General features: G+C 36.6%; 16 protein-coding genes and 1 pseudogene. 5 read left to right on the forward strand and 12 right to left on the reverse strand.

Annotated elements, in window-relative coordinates; genetic code table 11:
• Positions 1–112: 112 nt before the first annotated feature.
• The 6 genes from ADIARSV_RS02230 to ADIARSV_RS02255 all read right to left on the reverse strand — a co-directional run bounded on the left by ADIARSV_RS02230 (position 113) and on the right by ADIARSV_RS02255 (position 8286).
• The gene (locus tag ADIARSV_RS02230) at positions 113–874 is read right to left on the reverse strand and encodes an NYN domain-containing protein (protein WP_016193720.1); all 762 of its coding nucleotides are present in this window, start codon (positions 872–874) and stop codon (positions 113–115) included.
• A 12-nt stretch (positions 875–886) separates the two neighbouring features.
• On the reverse strand, positions 887–1927 hold the full coding sequence (gene rhuM, locus ADIARSV_RS02235) for a RhuM family protein (protein ID WP_016193721.1): 1041 nt from the start codon (positions 1925–1927) through the stop codon (positions 887–889).
• A gap of 79 nt (positions 1928–2006) precedes the next feature.
• Positions 2007–2864: a DUF7281 domain-containing protein gene (locus ADIARSV_RS02240; RefSeq protein ID WP_040298815.1), complete on the reverse strand. Its 858-nt coding sequence runs from the start codon at positions 2862–2864 to the stop codon at positions 2007–2009.
• Entirely contained in the window at positions 2851–6528 is a 3678-nt protein-coding gene (locus ADIARSV_RS02245; protein WP_016193723.1) for an ATP-binding protein, read from the reverse strand. The genes ADIARSV_RS02240 and ADIARSV_RS02245 overlap by 14 nt, the downstream gene beginning before the upstream one ends.
• Entirely contained in the window at positions 6512–7081 is a 570-nt protein-coding gene (locus ADIARSV_RS02250; protein WP_016193724.1) for a condensin complex protein MksE, read from the reverse strand. Before ADIARSV_RS02250 ends, ADIARSV_RS02245 begins: the two co-directional genes overlap by 17 nt.
• Before the next feature lie 5 nt (positions 7082–7086).
• Positions 7087–8286, reverse strand: a complete 1200-nt coding sequence (locus ADIARSV_RS02255; RefSeq protein WP_040298817.1) for a hypothetical protein — start codon at positions 8284–8286, stop codon at positions 7087–7089.
• A gap of 568 nt (positions 8287–8854) precedes the next feature.
• On the opposite strand from ADIARSV_RS02255, the gene ADIARSV_RS02260 reads away from it, so the two are divergent.
• Entirely contained in the window at positions 8855–10048 is a 1194-nt protein-coding gene (locus ADIARSV_RS02260; protein ID WP_016193726.1) for an MFS transporter, read from the forward strand.
• A 482-nt stretch (positions 10049–10530) separates the two neighbouring features.
• Positions 10531–11958, forward strand: a complete 1428-nt coding sequence (locus ADIARSV_RS02265; protein WP_016193727.1) for an MATE family efflux transporter — start codon at positions 10531–10533, stop codon at positions 11956–11958.
• A 117-nt stretch (positions 11959–12075) separates the two neighbouring features.
• Here the strand turns inward: ADIARSV_RS02265 and ADIARSV_RS02270 are convergent, their stop codons facing one another.
• The 5 genes and pseudogenes from ADIARSV_RS02270 to ADIARSV_RS22310 all read right to left on the reverse strand — a co-directional run bounded on the left by ADIARSV_RS02270 (position 12076) and on the right by ADIARSV_RS22310 (position 16320).
• Complete coding sequence (locus ADIARSV_RS02270; RefSeq protein WP_016193728.1) at positions 12076–13284, reverse strand: glycoside hydrolase family 3 C-terminal domain-containing protein; 1209 nt, start codon at positions 13282–13284, stop codon at positions 12076–12078.
• Positions 13285–13605: 321 nt separating this feature from the next.
• Positions 13606–15240 (reverse strand): beta-N-acetylhexosaminidase, encoded by a 1635-nt coding sequence (locus tag ADIARSV_RS02275; protein ID WP_016193730.1) that lies wholly within the window; start codon positions 15238–15240, stop codon positions 13606–13608.
• Between the two features lie 154 nt (positions 15241–15394).
• A complete protein-coding gene (locus ADIARSV_RS02280; protein WP_016193731.1) occupies positions 15395–15844 on the reverse strand; it encodes a discoidin domain-containing protein in 450 nt (149 codons plus the stop codon).
• Between the two features lie 83 nt (positions 15845–15927).
• Positions 15928–16104, reverse strand: a pseudogene (locus ADIARSV_RS22305) (beta-galactosidase); the annotation flags it as partial.
• 75 nt (positions 16105–16179) lie between these two features.
• Positions 16180–16320, reverse strand: coding sequence for a hypothetical protein (locus ADIARSV_RS22310; protein WP_016193732.1), 141 nt, complete (start codon positions 16318–16320; stop codon positions 16180–16182).
• Between the two features lie 198 nt (positions 16321–16518).
• Here ADIARSV_RS22310 and bla point away from each other — a divergent pair, with 198 nt between their 5' ends.
• Positions 16519–17259, forward strand: coding sequence for a subclass B1 metallo-beta-lactamase (gene bla / locus ADIARSV_RS02285; protein WP_016193733.1), 741 nt, complete (start codon positions 16519–16521; stop codon positions 17257–17259).
• Positions 17260–17298: 39 nt separating this feature from the next.
• On the opposite strand, the gene ADIARSV_RS21765 is transcribed toward bla, so the two are convergent.
• Entirely contained in the window at positions 17299–17463 is a 165-nt protein-coding gene (locus ADIARSV_RS21765; protein ID WP_016193734.1) for a hypothetical protein, read from the reverse strand.
• A gap of 31 nt (positions 17464–17494) precedes the next feature.
• Between ADIARSV_RS21765 and ADIARSV_RS02290 the strand changes: the two genes are divergently transcribed.
• On the forward strand, positions 17495–17752 hold the full coding sequence (locus ADIARSV_RS02290; RefSeq protein WP_016193735.1) for a hypothetical protein: 258 nt from the start codon (positions 17495–17497) through the stop codon (positions 17750–17752).
• A 201-nt stretch (positions 17753–17953) separates the two neighbouring features.
• Complete coding sequence (locus ADIARSV_RS02295; RefSeq protein WP_016193736.1) at positions 17954–18445, forward strand: hypothetical protein; 492 nt, start codon at positions 17954–17956, stop codon at positions 18443–18445.
• Positions 18446–18482: the final 37 nt, after the last annotated feature.

Here is an 18482-nt window from a genome sequence, read left to right on the forward strand (position 1 = left end):
CTGTTTAATCATTATTTTATAGAATCATACCTTTTCATGACCACAACAAAACCGGATCAGTCTTAAACAGCTGAATGACCAAGATGACTTTAGATTTTCAATACATCCACTATTATTTTTTCCTGATATAGATATGCTTAATATTATTTTTACCAGTATCTCGTTCATCAATTTCAAACCTATTCATACTTTTAATCAACGGTAGCATCTTCGTGTAACCATAATTCCGGGGATCAAAATCGGGCTTCTTTTTCAATAGCAAATTACCCAGTTCTCCCAAAAATGTCCAGCCATTTTCATCAGCAAGGTCTGTAATGCTATCCCCAAATAACTTAATTATTTTAGGGTCTATTTTACTTAATGGTGTATTTGACGAGGCCTTTGATTTTTCAGATGGTTTCTTACTCTCATCTTCGTCATGACTTGTGCTATAAGATTTTAATATTTCAATATATATAAACTTATCGCAAGCTGATATAAAGGGGATTAGCGTTTTCTTCTCACCTATCCCGATGACTTTCATTCCTGCTTCGCGAAGTCTTGTAGCCAGTCTCGTGAAATCACTATCACTGGATACGATACAGAATCCGTCAACTTTGCCGGTGTATAATATATCCATGGCATCTATGATGAGTGCACTATCTGTTGCATTCTTTCCTGTGGAATAGCTATACTGCTGAATGGGAGTAATGGCATTTTCCAAAAGGACATTTTTCCAACCGGAAACAGTAGGTTTTGTCCAATCGGCATATATTCTCTTGAAAGTTGGGGTTCCGTATTTAGCAATTTCTTCAAACATCTCCTTTACATTTGCATAAGGCACATTATCGGCATCAATTAATACAGCAAGCTTGAGGTCCTTTTTTGTTTCCATCTCTATTAATGTCTAATCTTTATGCGTATTTTCACCTTGATTTAATGCTTGAATCGCCTTATCGAAATCACTGATAAAAAGCCGGTCCTGCTTTATTCTAAATATTTCATATTCACTTTCTGCTTTAACTTTGGCAGCAGTTGCTGCTTCAGCATCAAAACTTAATATGTCTGAGTTAACTAGAATTTCGTAATCATTGATCTGCAGAAATACTTCCAGCTTTTTAACCCAATCAGTCATCTTCATAGGTATTTGTTGTATAGCCTGATTTTCTGCGTAATCAAGATATAAATTGACCGCTTGTTCGAAGTCTTTCATCTCTTTTTCATCGAGATAATTGTCGGCTACGCTAACATCAGATTTTAGTACTTTTCCTTCAGGGGAGTTTTTCCAGGATTGCAAACCCATATTAGGGTCTTCTGCTTTTGCTCTTTCCGCAATTAATTCCGGTGCAGTTTTGCCTGTAATCACACTATGCAACGTATTCTGAACGGTATTAAAAAAGTTTTTTGTCACCACAGAACTGGAATCATAATCTACACTGCACTGCTCATAAAGGTCAGTCAACTTCAAATAAAATCTTCTTTCACTCGCTCTTATTTCCTGAATCCGCTCTTGTAATTCTTTAAAATAATCATGACCGAAAGGTTCACCTTGTTTTAAACGTTCCGCATTCAGAACAAAGCCTTTGGCAATGTATTGTCCAAGAGTTTGTGTTGCCCAGATCCTAAACTGTGTAGCGTGATAACTAGTTACACGATAGCCCACAGCAATTACAGCATCCAGGTTATAGTAACTTGTGTTATAAGATTTTCCGTCATTATCAATTTGCGATATAATTAAACAAGCTGATGCAGAAATAAGCTCCTTCTCCTTAAATATGCTTTCGAGGTGTTTGGCAATAACGGAACGGTGTACTCTAAATAAATCAGCCAGTTTCTTCTGACTCATCCAAAAGGATCCATCCTGATACATGACTTCAACTTTTACATGACCATCGTTAGAGGTATAGATTATAATATCGGAATTTTGAGGTGCTGTATTTTCAGTCATACTATTTTGAGAATTTAATTAAGCGCAATAATGTGGGCAAATATACGCTTATCTTGACTGGGGATGAGATATCTGCATTTTACTGTCTGATGAAGGCTTCCTGCTCCAAGCCTTTCTTATATTGATGCATCAATTTTATGAGTTTCAGAATCTCCTCTTCTTGCACTTGCTCTGCTTCAAAGTTCATCTTTTGATTATCATATAATCCTCTTTTGCCATACTTAGAAAGCATGGTTTCGATAGTATCAGGAACAAAGAAATGGGCTTTAGATCCCAGATATCGCTTATATTCGTGTAAGTATATTCCTATTCCAGCGAAATCGAAATCGCCAAAATGCAGGTAATTATTAGGAATGGTTTGAAGCCATTTAATTAAATCTTTACTTTGGTTCTGAGGATAACGGCTCACAAACAGGGGATGTAGGTCTTCAAAAAGATGTCGCTGTCGGTTAATTTGACTAAAGTTTTCTGAGTTCTCTACCCCCACAATGGTTATATCAGGATGGGGGATAAACTTTTCAAATTCATGGATAAATTGAAAGGTTCCAGATGGCGGCTGAACAAGGAAGGCTGTCCCGTTCAAAGTCGTTGCTACAGGTTCAAAGCTGTTTACTAAGAAACCTTTAAACGTTCTAACAGTACTAATTTTAGAATTTGAAGCAACCTGAACCAAGATAGAGCGGGAAAGATCTTCTGTATTTAAGGTTTCTATATATTGATTCAAATTGGCAATGGAAAACCTGTTAAGTAAAAATGCCTGCAATGATTTAGAGCTTTGAATAGACAGCACACTTTTGGTTCTTCCTGATCTGCTATCCACAAGGATACCCTCCTCCAAAAGCTCAGCAATGAGGGGATATTTCAGTTTACTTGCAGGGATTTTTTCGCCATTGCTTAACTGCATTAATTTAATAGCTAATGACTTACTCAGTTTCATTTACAGGATTATTTTGAATCAATTTTTTAACAGTGGTAACGTTCTTGCTATCTTTTAGCAGCAGATAGGTATAACGATAATCCATTGCATTATAAGAAATTGGAGAGCTATTGATTAGTAAAATGTTTCTATCGTTAGCAAACTTCAAGATCCCCTTTACGTTAGTAGGGTGCAATTTCCCAATTTCATCCATCATGCAATGCAGACGAAAATCTTTAAATCGTTTGGAAGCACTTTCTTTAAATACGTTTAAGAGCATGATATTAATCATTGCTTTAACCAATATATCCGTGCCTTCAGATCCTACATTCGCAAGCTTTTCAACCCAACCACTATCATTTTCATTCTCCACTATGCGAAACTGCAATTCAAAGGTGTCAGAAAGGTTTATTTCATGTTGCTTTGAACTGGTGATTTCTTCTGCAAAGCTCTCCAAAAGTCCTACTGCTTTTTTATTAGTCACTTCTGAATCATCGGTGCTGAATAAATCAGCGACCCCAAGACTTAAGTCATGAATAGCATTGAAAGCACGTATTTCTTGTAAAAGCATGACCGTTTTATTGGCACTGGGGGATAGGCGTAGGTTGATACTTTTAATAACACCTGCAAAGTTACGCTTCTCAAAATCTGTGTTAATATCGGTGATTACCTTTTGTATAATCGCCTCTTTGGATATCAGCTCTGTGGTTTCTTTGCCTACCTGACGAATCAAACTAGAAAAATGTTCATTCGTACGTTTCTCAAATTCTTTAATTTTATCCTCCTCAAGAAACTCTTTCAGGTTTTCTGCAAAATTTAGATAATCTTCATTTTCCACCAGGTTTGTTTTAAAACCAAAGACGTTTGTAGTAGAGAAATTACTTAAGAACTTACTTACCTCCGAATGAATTTCTGTCATTCGGTTAATGAGCGTATAACTTTTATCTCTAAACTCCTCCATGATTAGAGTAAGTCTTTTTGACAACTTAATCGCTTCTTTTACGACCAACTGGTCGGCATGCTGATTTAGAAAGATATCGGTTTGGATGAAACGGCTGAATTCATTGAGATCCTCTTCCATTTCACGATGAATAAGCATTAAATCTTGAATTAACAAAATCTGCTTATCAACGGTTTCCTGAAGTTTTACTTTCGTCAATTCATGTTTCTGCAGTTCGGCAACCAAACGCGTTTCATTGAGTTTTTTGTCCGCTTTAAAGGTATCAACCAGATCAAAAAGCTCTCTTTTGTCTTTATTATAATCGGATACATGGTCCCTGTTATCGTCTATAAAAAGCAGTTCCGCCTGTATGGCCTGAAGATCCTTTTCAATAGAAGAAAGCCGAATAGTATCAGCTCCTTCATCTTTTAGCTCTTTATTGTTTTGAGCTTTAATCTCATGAATTCTTAAATTGATTTCGTTTGTTTTATCATTAATGTCCTGATCCAGCTTATTAAATGCAATATTTAATTTTTCCTGCTCCGCAGTTACTTTGTTTCGCTTTTCCTTCTTTTTATTGTCGATCTGGTTACTAATGCTCTTTTCCAGCTTTTCTAAACTTTCTTTAGCGGATAGTTTCTCCTCTTCCATCTGATCGATTTCTTTTTTGACCAGTAATAAATCGGTATTTTTTGTTTGCTGTGCATTTTTCCGCAAGTCTTCCAATGCTACTAAAGCTTGATCTTTCTCACTTAGCGCTTTTTCTGCTTCATATTCTTTAACTGAAATGCCATCTTTGTATTCACGGATTAAAGATTGATATTTCTTTCTTGTTTTTTCCAGATCTTGTACATTCTTTGCACTTAACTGTTCGTTTTCGGTTTCTGCTTTTTTAATTTTATCGTGGAGATGTTCCCTTTCTGCGATGTAATCTGCTACCGTTTTTACGGTTCTGGATATTTCCCTCAGATCTAAATCAACTCCAAATAACAAGTCATTGCCTTCTCCTATTAGTTTAGGAGTTAAACCAGTGTGGAACAATACCTGCTCCTGATCGATAACTTTACCTATATTACTTTCCCAACCAGGCTTATTCTCCTGTAGCCAGGAATATAGCGAGTTTGTACTGTTGGCCAATATTTTATCAATATCCTGAATCTTTATCTTTGAGAATTTAATCAATTCATGAAGCTTCGCAATTTGGTTGTTATGATTAGCCTCCAATTTTGAATTATCGAGATCCCATTGTTTCTGTATGGTTTCAATATTCCGTTTACTCCCTGCAATTTCAACCCCTGCTTGATGAATGATTCCTTTATTCTCATTTATTTTAGTTTGAGCTTCGGCAATGTCCTCTTCAAAGTAGCGCTTTAATTCTATCTCCTTTTTTCGCACTTGCAAGGAATGGATATGCTCTACTTTATTAGCGATATCTTCCAAGGCACTTTTAACGATTTCTCCGTTCTCTCGATCAATGTTCTCAATGATCTGTTCATACTGGAGGTTCAGACCTTCCTTAAATTTATTAAATGAATCATGAAGTAGATTGCGCTCCTTATTTTTTGAATTAATAAAATCATGCAGTTGATTATTCAGCTGAGTAATTAATGCATCATATTTTGTTGTAATCTCTTTAAAACGAGCAGATAAAAGTTCTTGTTCGTCTTGTAAATTAGTTCTTCGTTGATTCCAATAGGCTTTTTTACTTACTCTTTCTATGATACCAGAAATATTCAATCCTTCATAATACTCTGATTTTACTCTAGCATCTTTTAGCCGGGCATCTAATAAGGTGATCGCTGAAGAAATCTTGTCTTTTTTCAGCTGAAACTTATCATCAGCTTCTGCCACTCTTTTATTTGCTGTGGTTAATTTGTCACGTTCCGAATGGAGATGCTTAACTACGGTGGGAAAAGTCTTTTCTACATGCTGATGTGCAGCAACCAACGTCATTGCTATGTGCGTTTTTTCTTTTTCAAGGTAACAGATTTCGGTGTATAATCTAGCAATGTTATCTGCTAACAGACGTACAATCACAACGCCACCACGATTTCTTGTACTCCATTTACTGATGTCAGCAAGCTGTACCTCAAAATCGCGAAGATGAAAGGCATACTGATCCAGATTGATCTTCACATCCTCCTCATTAAGAGACATGATAATCGTTTGCTTAATAAATTCAGCTTCCAGTTTAGAATTGAGGAATACATTTTGAATAGTGCGCGGAAGGTTTTGATACTGACGACTTTCTATTAAGGCAAACTTCCTAAATTCAGCAGATAGCCCCTTATTATTCCCGTATAAAATATCACGGTATTCTTCGTAATATTCAATTTTTCTTGAATAATGACCATGACCAGGAAATGTATTCCTGACCTGTTCCCATGACATCGACTTGTTATCAGGACTGATAAAATTGGAGCGATTGTATGCCCCGTCTATAAATCGAAATGCAGTCCTTCCTTGAGATTTAAAGGCAAGCACACAGAAAGAACCTGTTTCCCTAACCACTTCATAAATAATATACGAATTGGGGAAAGGAAAATAATACTCATCAAAAGAACGCTTTCCCTTTTCTATTCCAAGTTTCAGTTTATCAGCGTTATAAAAGAATAGAATGGCCCGAAGCATGGTACTTTTACCTACTCCTTGTGTACCGATGAAATGCACATTACCATCGATAGTAATGTCCGCATAACTTACATTCGCACTATTTATGAAAATTATCTTATTCAGGTATCTCATTCTTAATATCTTCAGGAATATTTATAGTTAATATCAGTTGCTCCAGATAAGAGAAGGATGCAAGGGTTTTATATTCATGCATAATCTCATTTTCTATTTCTATAAAATTATCTTTTTCCAGGTGATCTAGGATCTTTTCTAAAATCTCTGCATGCTTTTCCTTTCCACTGGCATACTTTTTTAAATCTTCAAGCTTATTTTTCAAATCTGCATCAACTGATAGTCTAACCAGAATATCTGATGGTTTAAAACGAAACCCAGAGCTAAAACCGGCTTCAAAGGTTTTAAGAAAGTCTATGATGTCTATCCATTTTAATGCAGATTCAAGTTTACGCTCAATGTCTGCCTTGCTGTCCTTTCGCGTAAAATAATAGTACTCATCGCCCTCTTCCAGAAACAAATTAATTCCCATAAAATAAGTGTAGAACGCTTCGTATTCCTGATTAATCACTCCATATAGTTTACGGATCTCATCTTTACTACTATTGGAGCAAATAAATTGCCCTTTATTCAGTATTTCAAATATATCGGCTGACTGTTTAGGTATTTCCATATTATTTACTGGGGATAAATTAACATATATTCTGTACCCTGCTTCAATGAGTACTGATCTGTCAGGTTAAAAAGCACATCATATTGTGAAATTAACTGGCAGTACACCGTGATACATTCTTCAAAGGGCACCGTTCTTCCGAAATCATACGTTTGAAGAAAATCAAACAGATTATTACTTCCTGCGAGAAAGCTACTTTTCACTTCTTCCAGATTGATTTGCACAACGACAAGGCTATCTGATTTCAAATACTCCTCCAGACTATTGTCTGCCAGGTTTTGAACGATATGATTACCTGTTTGGTTCCGACTGACAACCTTCCTGATAATATCAAGCACTTTGCTGTCGTTTTGTAATTGCTCAATAGAAAGTTTAATTGAATAAGCGGGATTAGGTTCATATACCAACGCGTTATCAGCTTGTAGTACCTGAACAATATTGGTTTTACTTTTGATTTCAAATTGATCTCTCAGGTATTTCAATTGCCTGATTTTCTCCATTAACCCACTCTGATATTTAAGGCGATTAATATATTCGATAATTTGCTTTTGGATATCAATTAGATTATGTCTGCATTCATTAAGCTGAAGCTTTAACCTGATGATTACTTTATGAAGCTCCTCATCAGAAGCTGTTTTAAAAAAAGTCTGTTCTTCGTCTCCTGAAATTAGGTTATCTGTTAAAGTGATCAAAACTGAAATATCATTCCGTTTAATATCTAGATGTTCAAGCTTAGCTTTTTTAATTTTATAGTTCGGTTCGTTTTTAAACGTATTATCAATGTTTCTTTTTAAATCCACTACATTACGTAAAGCAATAAGTCCGGTTTTACGTAACGCGCTTTTGATCAGGCGTAAATAGCCATATTTCCTGATTTCACTATTTTCTTTCAGGTAATAAACTATATTTTGCTGGATACTTTGAAGATTTACATTGATGTAGGATACATTGATTTCCTCATTAACTTCAAGGATCTGTTCAAAGAATTGAAGATACTGATCGTCAAGTTCCAGAAATCCCCCATTTTCTCTTAATACACCATAGTCAATAAGAGCCAGGATCTTATCTTCATTATAATCCACTACTTCCAAAGCATACTCATATTTGTAGGAAAGCATTTTTCGCTTTTCAAAGATCTCGGTAAGCAGTTTTTGCTCGCGACTAAGTATAGATAGTAATTCTTTAATAGAAGAGAATGATCTCATAATTGCTATAACATTTGCCCTTTTAATTAGTAACTGATATACGTCAAATATAACATCATCTGATAAAGCATGGTAGAATTTGAATATTATTTTTCAATTAATTGACACCAAGAATTAGAGCCTAATTGATATTCAATTATGTAACGCAAGATCAATTTGCTTATTAAAAATAGGTGGTATCATTAACTATATTATTAATGGAATCAGTTATACTTATTAAAATCACAGCTTTCTTTTCTGCTCCATCGTTTTCCAGCGTTGCTTTATTAAAACGACTGTAGTGTCTACAATTTTTGTATAAACGATATTAAGCAATAGAATGCTTCTAAAGAATTGATGACTATTTTAACTCAATCACTTTAATATTACATAAAACCTATTCAGATGCATATTATTTAAAATATCAATCATAAGAAGTTGACTTTTTGTCAAATTTAACAATTGTCAATTATTAAGTTTAGCTCTTAAAGTATATTTGCCATTCAAGAATTAGCTCTCGGAACCAGTAGCATTCCTTTGTTCTATTGCTTCTATTTCGAGCTTATTCTTTCCGTAAGTACATAATACTATGAAAAAAAGTTTAATACCACTTACTTTAGGTGGTCTGGGGATAGGAACAACTGAATTTGTAATGATGGGTTTACTACCCGATATTGCAAAAGATTTCCAAATCAGTATACCAGTTGCGGGACATTTAATTTCCGCTTATGCGCTTGGGGTAGTTATAGGTGCACCATTACTGGTAGCTTTGAGCAGTAACATTGCACCCAAAAAGATTTTGCTCTCTTTAATGGCTATGTTTACTATTTTCAATGCCCTTTCTGCATTTGCGCCTAACAACACCTTTTTATTAATTGCCCGTTTATTGTCTGGCTTACCTCATGGTGCATTCTTTGGAGTAGGTTCAGTTGTTGCCAGTAGGTTAGCTGACAACGGGAAAAAAGCACAGGCAATCTCAGTTATGTTTGCAGGACTAACTATAGCCAACTTACTTACCGTTCCATTGGGTACTTTTATCGGTCATACTTATTCATGGCGCTTCACTTTCGGTATTGTCGCCATTATTGGTTTAACTACATTAGTCTTCATTCAGCTGTGGTTACCCAAAATGCCTGTTAATCGCGCAGGAAACATTAAAACAGAACTTCAATTCTTTAAAAAGACAGAAGCTTGGTTAATTATTTTAATTACGGCCATAGGTACAGGAGGTCTTTTTGCCTGGATTAGTTATATCGCACCGCTGATGACTGAAGTGTCCCTTTTTGGCGCCAATCAAGTACCTTATATTTTAATATTAGCAGGTGCAGGAATGGTAGTTGGAAATATTATTGGAGGTAAACTGGCTGATAAAATCAATCCGGTTAAAGCTTGTGTTGCTTTATTAACTGCCATGACTATTTCATTGATTATTACTTTCTTCATATCAGAAAACCAGATTCTTTCCCTGTTATTAACCTTTATTATTGGAGCCCTTTCTATGGCTATAGCTGCTCCAATTCAAATATTAATGATCAGCACTGCTAAAGATGCGGAGATGCTTGGTGCTTCGGTCACACAAGCAGCATTTAATATAGGCAATGCATTAGGTGCTTTTTTCGGTGGATTACCAATAGCCGCAGGTCTGGGGTATACCTCTCCTGCAATCGTTGGGGCAATCATGGCCTTCCTCGGTGTTATTTTCGCATGGTTGCTAATTAAAAAGCAAAACGCTGCAACTTCTGAACAATCCATACCAATCGAAGGATCTTTATTACCAAACTAAAATAGAGCAGTTTTTTGATAATAAACAAGTATATAAGTCCTTCAAGCAATATGTGGTATAAAAGCAGGATTAATACAAGCACAATTTATAAATCATTCAGGTGGTACCATTAGATCCACAACTCCCATTTACGTGTGCTTAACCGGCATACCTTAACTCGTGTATGTAATAAAGACGCAGAAACTCTTCCTTTATGTAAGCAACGTACCATAAAAGTCTATTCACAGATCATGTAATTTTATGTTGTCACATAAGCAGCTTTTATACTATATATGATTATATAGAAGCAACCCTCTTTTTTAATGAAGCTGAGCTTTTAACTGTTTTACAACAAGCATATTATAAACCCTGATTTTAATTTGATAGAAATAAATAAATCCCTACTGCTATTGTCTGAAATGCCCCTTAATTTTGACCTCAGTCGCCACCATATAGTTAACTATAACCGGTATATTAGCTAATCAATCAGCCATCTTTACTATATGTCGTTAGTTAAATTACCAGGGGAAACTAATCTATCCAAATTTATTTCCATCATAAAGCGCTCCATCAGAGGCGAAGAAATTGACCTGACGACAGGTAGCCTTAAAACTACTGTGCTATTATTAGCCATCCCCATGATGCTTGAAATGGCTATGGAATCTGTCTTTGCTTTAGTTGATCTGTATTTTGTAGGACATCTGGAACATAGCAGTTTTGCTATCCAAACAGTGGGTTTAACCGAATCTGTTTTAACCGTAATTTATTCATTAGCCATCGGTTTCAGTATGGCTGCAACAGCAGTAGTAGCAAGGCGCATTGGAGAGAAAAACCCGGAAGCAGCAGCAAAGGCAGGGGTTCAAGCTATAATAATTGCCTTGGGTCTTAATGTAGTGATCAGTTCTTTAGGGTTTTCCTATGCTGAAGATATTTTACTGTTGATGGGAGCTTCAGCCGAATCGGCAGAACATGGTAAAACATTCACTCAAATCATGATGGGAAGCAGCTCTTTCATCATGCTGCTTTTTTTAATTAATGGAATATTTCGTGGTGCTGGAAATGCAGCAATTGCAATGAAAAGTCTTTGGGTAGCCAACATAGCTAATATTATATTGTGCCCCATATTTATCAATGGACTAGGACCAGTTCCTGCATTTGGTTTAACCGGTGCTGCTATTGCCACCACGATTGGAAGGGGAACTGGTGTATGTTATCAGCTTTATCATTTATTAAATGGCAAAAACACGATAAAAGTACACCTGAGTTATATTAAGCCACATTTTCAAGAAATGATAGCACTAACTAAAATAGCGGCTCCTGCTGTGCTTCAATTTGTAATTGCTTCCTGTAGCTGGATCTTCCTGGCCAAACTGGTAGCAAATACTGGTGGCGATCACGGTTCTGCGGGTTATCAAACTGCCCTGCGTTTAATGATGTTTTTCATGCTTCCTGCATGGGGCTTAAGTGGTGCCGCAGCTACTTTGGTTGGTCAAAACTTAGGTGCCGGTAAGCCGGACAGAGCAGAACAAGCTGTTATTCAAACCGCAAAATACAACTTTATGTATATGCTTTTCATAACGGTCATATCCTTTGCGGCAGCCGGGGTCTTTGTGTCGTTCTTTACGAATGATGAGCAGGTGAAAATTGTCGCTAAACAAGCCATTTATATCCTGAGTTCAGGTTATGTATTATATGGAATCGGGATGGTATTGGTTAATACCTTCAATGGTGCAGGTGACACCTGGACGCCAACCTGGATCAATTTGTTCTGCTTTTGGTTATTTCAGATTCCACTGGCTTATTTTTTATCAAAATATCTGGGATTGGGACCTAAAGGCGTATTCATAGCTATTCCAATTTCCGAAATTGCAATTACAACTACTGGTTATATACTTTTCAAAAAAGGGAATTGGAAAAAGGTAAAGGTCTAATCACCGAAAAAATACATCATTAATTTTGATTTAATAAACTCGAACAAAGGCAAAGGTATATCATATTGACGGATTGTAAAGCAAGGTAAGAAATTGCATTAAAAGATTAAAGAGCATCTATTCAATACTAACCTTTCCATTAAGACGAATATCGCTGGAAGATGCTCCAACAATTACACTGAACTCACCTGATTCCACTACCCATTCCATATTCAAATTTAAAATTGCCAAATCCTTTTTATTCAGATTTAATTCAATCGTTTTTTGCTCCCCAGCATTAAAACTAACTCGCTTAAATTTCTTAAGCTGTTTAACGGGACTCACCATTGAACTTACTTTGTCCGTTACATATAGTTGAATCACTTCGTCACCTTTACGTTGACTCTTATTTTTTACGTCAAATCGAACAGACACTAACGAGCTGTCGTTTGCCGAATTCTTCATAATAACCAGATTACTATATTCGAACTTAGAATAACTTAACCCATATCCAAATTTGTACAAGGGATCAGCACCTATTTCCACATAATCATGCGATAACGGTTTTTTAACATTATAATATACAGGAAGTTGACCTACTGACCGAGGAATAGATATAGGCAAACGTCCAGCTGGATTATAATCGCCAAAAAGAACATCTGCAATGGCATCACCACCCTCCTGTCCCGGATACCAGGCATTTATAATAGCAGGAACATTTTCTGACGGCCAGTTTAAGTTCAATGGACGTCCTTCAATTAAAACCAAGACAACCGGAGTTCCAGTTTTAACAATAGCCTGGAGCATCTCCAGCTGTTTCCCCATCAGGTCTAGGGTTGATCGATCATAGCCTTCCCCACTTTCCATATCACTTACCGCACTTGCACCTGCAGCTGCATTTGCAGCACCCGTATTCAGATATTCCGTATTGAAGTCCCGGGCACTAGATCCACCTAATACCACCACTGCTACCTCAGCATGACGAGCCGCATTTACAGCTTCTGCTATTTCATTAAATCCGGTATCCCGTATGGCACAGCCTTTTACATATGTAACTTTTGATGCAGCACCTAATTTTGACTTAATTCCTTTTAATACTGTTACCACGTTCTCCTGATCTTGCGGAGCAGTATAATCACCTAGTTGATTGTATATATTATCTGCATTGGGACCAATAACAGCTATACTTTTAATGCTTTTATTTAATGGGAGCAGGTTATTTTCATTTTTCAATAAAATGATAGATTGCTGAGCCAATCTTCTTGCTAATTCTTTATTCTTTGCACTTCCTACTTCCATTTTAGCTCTTATAGGATCAACGTAAGGATGTTCAAACAATCCCATCATAAATTTAAGTCTCAATACATGTGCAACAGCAGAATCCAGTGCACCCGCATCAACAATTCCTTTATTTACAGCATTTATTAATGCCTTTCCGTATCCATATCCACTCAGATCGACATCTAATCCCGCATTTATAGAAAGAGCAGCAGCCTGATCAGCAGTGGCAACTACCTAACCCCTTTGTGAAATTATAAACTTGTTGAGCGGATAACAGGTAAGGAATAAAACAGATCACAAATGTGATCCATCTGATGGCAGAACTCTTTTTATATATTTCAATCATAATAATACCTAACATTTATAGCTATTTTCTCCATATCAATATTACATACCAGCATCAATTGCTCCGTAATGCACTTTCCATAAATCATACCGTTTCATTTGATTCCTTAAGCGGGGTTCAAACTCTTCCCACTGTCTGGATTCTTTAGAACTCCATAATACCTCACTTAAAGCACTGATCCGGGGAAAGATCTGGTATTCAATAGTAGTAGTATAAGGCAGATACTCGGTCCATAGATTTGCCTGGGCACCTAATACATATTTACCTTCTTCGGCACTAAGTTCTTTGGGTATAGGCTCATAAGAATACACTTTCCGTACAGTAGTATATCCGCCAATAGTTAAAGAGTCATCCGGTTTAACTTGCGAATGATCAAAATAAACATGACTTCCTGGCGTCATAATTACCTGATGTTTCAATTTTGCAGCAGCAATACCGCCTTCTTCTCCTCTCCAGCTCATCACAATCGCATTAGGTGCCAATCCACCTTCCAGTATTTCATCCCAACCAATAATGGTTCTGCCTTTACTGTTTACATATTTTTCCATGCGCTGAACAAAATAGCTCTGCAGACCATGTTCATCTTTTAACCCTTTTTCTTTAATTAGTTGCTGACAAAAAGCAGAACGCTTCCAATTATGTTTAGGCGATTCGTCACCGCCAATATGAATGTATTGGGATGGAAAAAGAGAAATGACTTCATCGAGCACATCCTGCAAAAAGGTAAATGTGTTTTCAGTGGGTGCGAATACATCTTCAAATACCCCCCAGGTTTGTTGTACCTGTTTGCCTGTAGCAGGACCTGACCAAACTGTCTTTTCAGGTGCTTTAGTAGATTCTTCAGGAAAACAGCTCAATTCAGGATATGCAGCAATGGCTGCTGAAGCATGTCCGGGCATCTCAATTTCGGGAACAACCGTAATATATCTTTTAGTCGCATATGCTACTACTTCCTTAATCTGTTCCTGGGTATAAAAGCCACCATAATGTTTGTTATCATTTCCTGTACCAGGAAAATGACCTATAATAGTTCCATTGCGATACCCACCAATCTGAGTTAATCGGGGATATTTTTTGATCTCTATCCTCCATCCCTGGTCATCAGTTAAATGCCAGTGAAAATAGTTCATCTTATGAAGAGCCAGAAAATCAATGTATTTCTTTACGAAGGCAACAGGAAAAAAATGGCGTGTCACATCCAGATGCATCCCTCTGTAAGCAAAATGAGGAGCATCATTTATTGTCACATAAGGTATGGAGAGAACAGCTTCTTTAACAACCGGCAGCAATTGAATTAGTGATTGCACGCCATAAAACACACCTGTAGCATCATTCCCCAGTATATTTATTCCGTTCTTATTAACTACTAAGGAATAAGATCCACTGGATTTACTTGCCTCATTTTTAATACTTAAATAAACCACCGCCTGATTACTAACTGACATTTTACTCTTCAACATAAAGCCGTAAAATTGCACTAAGTAGTCATTAAGGAAATCAGCTGAATTTTGAAGTGCGGGACTTTGAACGCTGATTTGAGTGGATGCATCTACCCTTACCGTTCCACCATTCGCTGGTGAAATCATGCTTGAAGGTTTAGGAATTATAGAGATCTGAGCGTAACTACTGCAAGTAAAAGCATATAGAAGAATAAGGATGAATGTTCTTTTAAACATATTTTATTTTTTAATAATATCAGCACAAATTATCTTTTAAGCTCAACAGACAGTCGAACAACTCCAGAGGTAGTACTACTTGTATTGAAAATGATTTATTTAATAATTCCTATTTCCGCAATTCTTGCCTTAGTACCAGCAAGGACATGTAGTGCTAAAAATTTAATATAACGTCCACTGACAGCAGAGGCAGCTGCACCCGCTGTTTAATACGGTTTGCGGCAATATTGGCAAAGGTTCCTTTTGATACCAGCTTCCAATTTTTGTTATCATCACTCACATAAAATGCGTATTGGTCAACAATGCCATCGAGCATATTATCCTGTGGCGGGAAAAAAGGAAAGGATCTGAACGTAACTATACTGGCTAAGTCAATGACCCATTCCGGAGAGGCACCATTTACAGAACCTGCTTCGGCTACCGTTTGATTTTGATCATCAATGACTAACAGATTATAGTCCCCAACAGGAGACAGTACCTTCCATTTATCTTTAGCTAATCCAAATTCTTTAATTTGCTGTTCACCTGATATGTTCCCATTTATTACGTTAGCTCTAATAGTACCACCTTCAGGTAAAGGAAAAGGACTTTGGTAAGTCAGCATTTCCCACCATTGACCGTATACTGGATCGCGCTAACTGGAGAAGTAGAGGATATTTCAATCTCTCCTGACTTATTTCTTTTAATTTAGGGGTCCGCTAACCGAACAGGTTCTTCATGTTCCTCATTGTAATTAGCACCGGAAGTAAAACCGAAGTTTGTTCCCCCATGGGCCATATAAAAGTTAAAACTTACACCGTTCTTCAGAAAGACTACGGTTTGTCTGGCAATATCTTCCGCCGGAATTTTATTAAAAGGCTCGCCCCAATGGTCTAACTATCCGGGATAAAATTCGGCCACCATATAAGGGCCTGTACCTCCGTGATATTAGTTCACTGCCTACTTCAGGTTATCGATGTTGCTTTCTCCATTTGCAGTAGGCAACACCCTGATAATCTCCTCATTTTTGTTCACTTTGGAATTTACCCGTAAAATGCGGTCACAGTCAAACAGATCGATGGTCTTTTTCAGATCGGCCATCAAAGCATTTAAATAAGGTTTAATTTTGATATCATTATATACAGGTATTATTATTTAAATCCATTCACATAGCTGAATAGCATTTTATCCTGATATAAGCCTATAAATTTTTATATATTAATGCAGGAAAAACAATAAACATTAGCTATTAATTGTTAACAGGTAAAGATAATCGTTATGCAGATTAAAAATATTAACATGACAAAGTCCTTAAAAATCGTACTTATTGGCTTCTTTTTATTCGGATGTAATACGATAAAACCAACAGAAAAGCAAAAAAAGTATAAATCTAATACTTTGGCAATTGAAAAAATAGCAGACCATGTATATCAACACATCTCTTATATGGATACAAAAAGCTTTGGCAAAGTTTCGTGTAATGGGATGATTGTTTTTAATCAGCAAGAGGCTGTAATATTCGATACCCCAGCAGACAACCAAACCTCCCTAGAGTTAATCAATTGGGTACAAAACACACTCCACTGCAAAATTAAAGCTATTGTGCCTACACATTTTCACGAAGATTGCCTGGGTGGTTTAGAGGAGTTCCAAAAACACAACATTCCCTCTTATGCCAACAATTTAACGATAACGCTAGCCAAAGCACATCATTTCAGTATTCCTCAAAACGGATTCGACAAACACATGGAACTTAAAGTGGGGAATGAGAAAGTAATAATTGCCTATTTGGGAGAAGGCCATACTAAAGATAATGTGATTGGCTATTTCCCTAAAGAAAATGTTATGTTTGGAGGATGCCTCATCAAAGAAATAGGTGCAAGCAAGGGTAACTTGAATGATGCCAATACAAATGTCTGGTCGGCAACCGTATTGAAGCTGAAAGAAAAATATCCCCATACAAAAATAGTAATTCCAGGCCATGGACAACAAGGAGGCACCGCATTGCTGGATTACACACAAAATCTGTTTAAGCAGTAATACGATTAGTAATAGCTAATTTGTAGCTGATTATCAAAATTACTCATTCATTTTAATGCTGAATTCTAACAATCGGTTTTGGGTTTCAAAAGCAGTCGCTTTACCTTTGTCATCCATGCGAATAGGCTTGCTCCTGCTGTCCATATCTTCTGCTTCCATGGCTTCAACAGGCAATTGGGCCAGCAAAGTAACAGGGCATAACATCGTTTATAAATGAACTGAAGCGAAATTCCCCATGAAGGATTTTGCAGGCAATTACCTAACTGTTGTTTATCTGGAGAAGTTGGGTTTTAATAAAATAGGGAGAAACCGCAATACCACAGATTTGGCCTGGTTACTATCACAAGGTTATCGTGTCATCGGGCTCAATTATACCCATAATCGAAAAGCCATATCACCTGCAATCAACCAGGATATTATTGCCATCAATGATTCCCTCGCTGCAGGATCATTCTGTGGATCGAGCAACAGTTCACATTACCAGGGTATATAATTTTTTAAAACAGTATCTGTATACTTCCAAACTTTAAAAAAGGCAATAAATGACTGCATTATATTTCAGCACTTATGTATTTTTTACCGCCTTTAAAAATTATTCCGGCATGAAAAATAGCTACAACTAGCTATTTTTATGGAGTCAAATATGGTCTATCTTGCGCCTTAGATATACACATTAAACCTAAATTTAACACCTATGCCTGGAACAGAAGAAGAAGTAGAATACGGACAGTGGATTAGTCAACCAGATGCTGAAAAATGCAGAGCCCAATATACCGAAGTTTTAAAATGTGTCAAGAACAGAGCCTTTCCAAAGGGTGAAATTGAAGCTGAATTGCCTGATGATGATGACGAAATCAAGAAATTAAAGAAATTTTACAAAAATGGCTATAATGGTTTCATCTTTAGCCGGGATAACATCTTGAAACTATTTACTGATGCTAAAACACCGGAATATCTGGTTATCATGCTAGGATCACAAATTAAAACAGATAGCCGTTTTGTTGAAGGTGAGCCAACTGTTGTATTGATCGGATGTGAAAAGTTACCTAATAAAAAAGAAGAAGAAACAACAGAATTCAAATCTTTGACAAATATTCGATATGAACATCCTCCCGTTAGAGTTCTCAATGCAAGCTATTTTATAGATCCAGACGAAAATCCAGACGGTCTTTTAATTATAGAGTAAATCCTTGAACTTTCAACATACATTGAGCTTAATATCT

It is taken from the genome of Arcticibacter svalbardensis MN12-7 (assembly GCF_000403135.1).
Lineage (GTDB): Bacteria > Bacteroidota > Bacteroidia > Sphingobacteriales > Sphingobacteriaceae > Arcticibacter > Arcticibacter svalbardensis.

Bases quoted from the DNA above. Each gene is read 5' to 3' on its own strand.
- ADIARSV_RS02295 (WP_016193736.1), top strand. From the start codon at position 17,954: ATGCCTGGAACAGAAGAAGAAGTAGAATACGGACAGTGGATTAGTCAA.
- ADIARSV_RS02280 (WP_016193731.1), bottom strand. From the start codon at position 15,844: ATGCTGACTTACCAAAGTCCTTTTCCTTTACCTGAAGGTGGTACTATT.
- ADIARSV_RS02260 (WP_016193726.1), top strand. From the start codon at position 8,855: ATGAAAAAAAGTTTAATACCACTTACTTTAGGTGGTCTGGGGATAGGA.
- ADIARSV_RS21765 (WP_016193734.1), bottom strand. From the start codon at position 17,463: ATGTTATGCCCTGTTACTTTGCTGGCCCAATTGCCTGTTGAAGCCATG.
- ADIARSV_RS02240 (WP_040298815.1), bottom strand. From the start codon at position 2,864: ATGAAACTGAGTAAGTCATTAGCTATTAAATTAATGCAGTTAAGCAAT.
- ADIARSV_RS02265 (WP_016193727.1), top strand. From the start codon at position 10,531: ATGTCGTTAGTTAAATTACCAGGGGAAACTAATCTATCCAAATTTATT.
- rhuM (WP_016193721.1), bottom strand. From the start codon at position 1,927: ATGACTGAAAATACAGCACCTCAAAATTCCGATATTATAATCTATACC.
- ADIARSV_RS02255 (WP_040298817.1), bottom strand. From the start codon at position 8,286: ATGAGATCATTCTCTTCTATTAAAGAATTACTATCTATACTTAGTCGC.
- ADIARSV_RS02290 (WP_016193735.1), top strand. From the start codon at position 17,495: ATGAAGGATTTTGCAGGCAATTACCTAACTGTTGTTTATCTGGAGAAG.
- ADIARSV_RS22310 (WP_016193732.1), bottom strand. From the start codon at position 16,320: ATGGCCGATCTGAAAAAGACCATCGATCTGTTTGACTGTGACCGCATT.
- ADIARSV_RS02250 (WP_016193724.1), bottom strand. From the start codon at position 7,081: ATGGAAATACCTAAACAGTCAGCCGATATATTTGAAATACTGAATAAA.
- ADIARSV_RS02245 (WP_016193723.1), bottom strand. From the start codon at position 6,528: ATGAGATACCTGAATAAGATAATTTTCATAAATAGTGCGAATGTAAGT.
- ADIARSV_RS02230 (WP_016193720.1), bottom strand. From the start codon at position 874: ATGGAAACAAAAAAGGACCTCAAGCTTGCTGTATTAATTGATGCCGAT.
- bla (WP_016193733.1), top strand. From the start codon at position 16,519: ATGACAAAGTCCTTAAAAATCGTACTTATTGGCTTCTTTTTATTCGGA.
- ADIARSV_RS02275 (WP_016193730.1), bottom strand. From the start codon at position 15,240: ATGTTTAAAAGAACATTCATCCTTATTCTTCTATATGCTTTTACTTGC.
- ADIARSV_RS02270 (WP_016193728.1), bottom strand. From the start codon at position 13,284: ATGATGGGATTGTTTGAACATCCTTACGTTGATCCTATAAGAGCTAAA.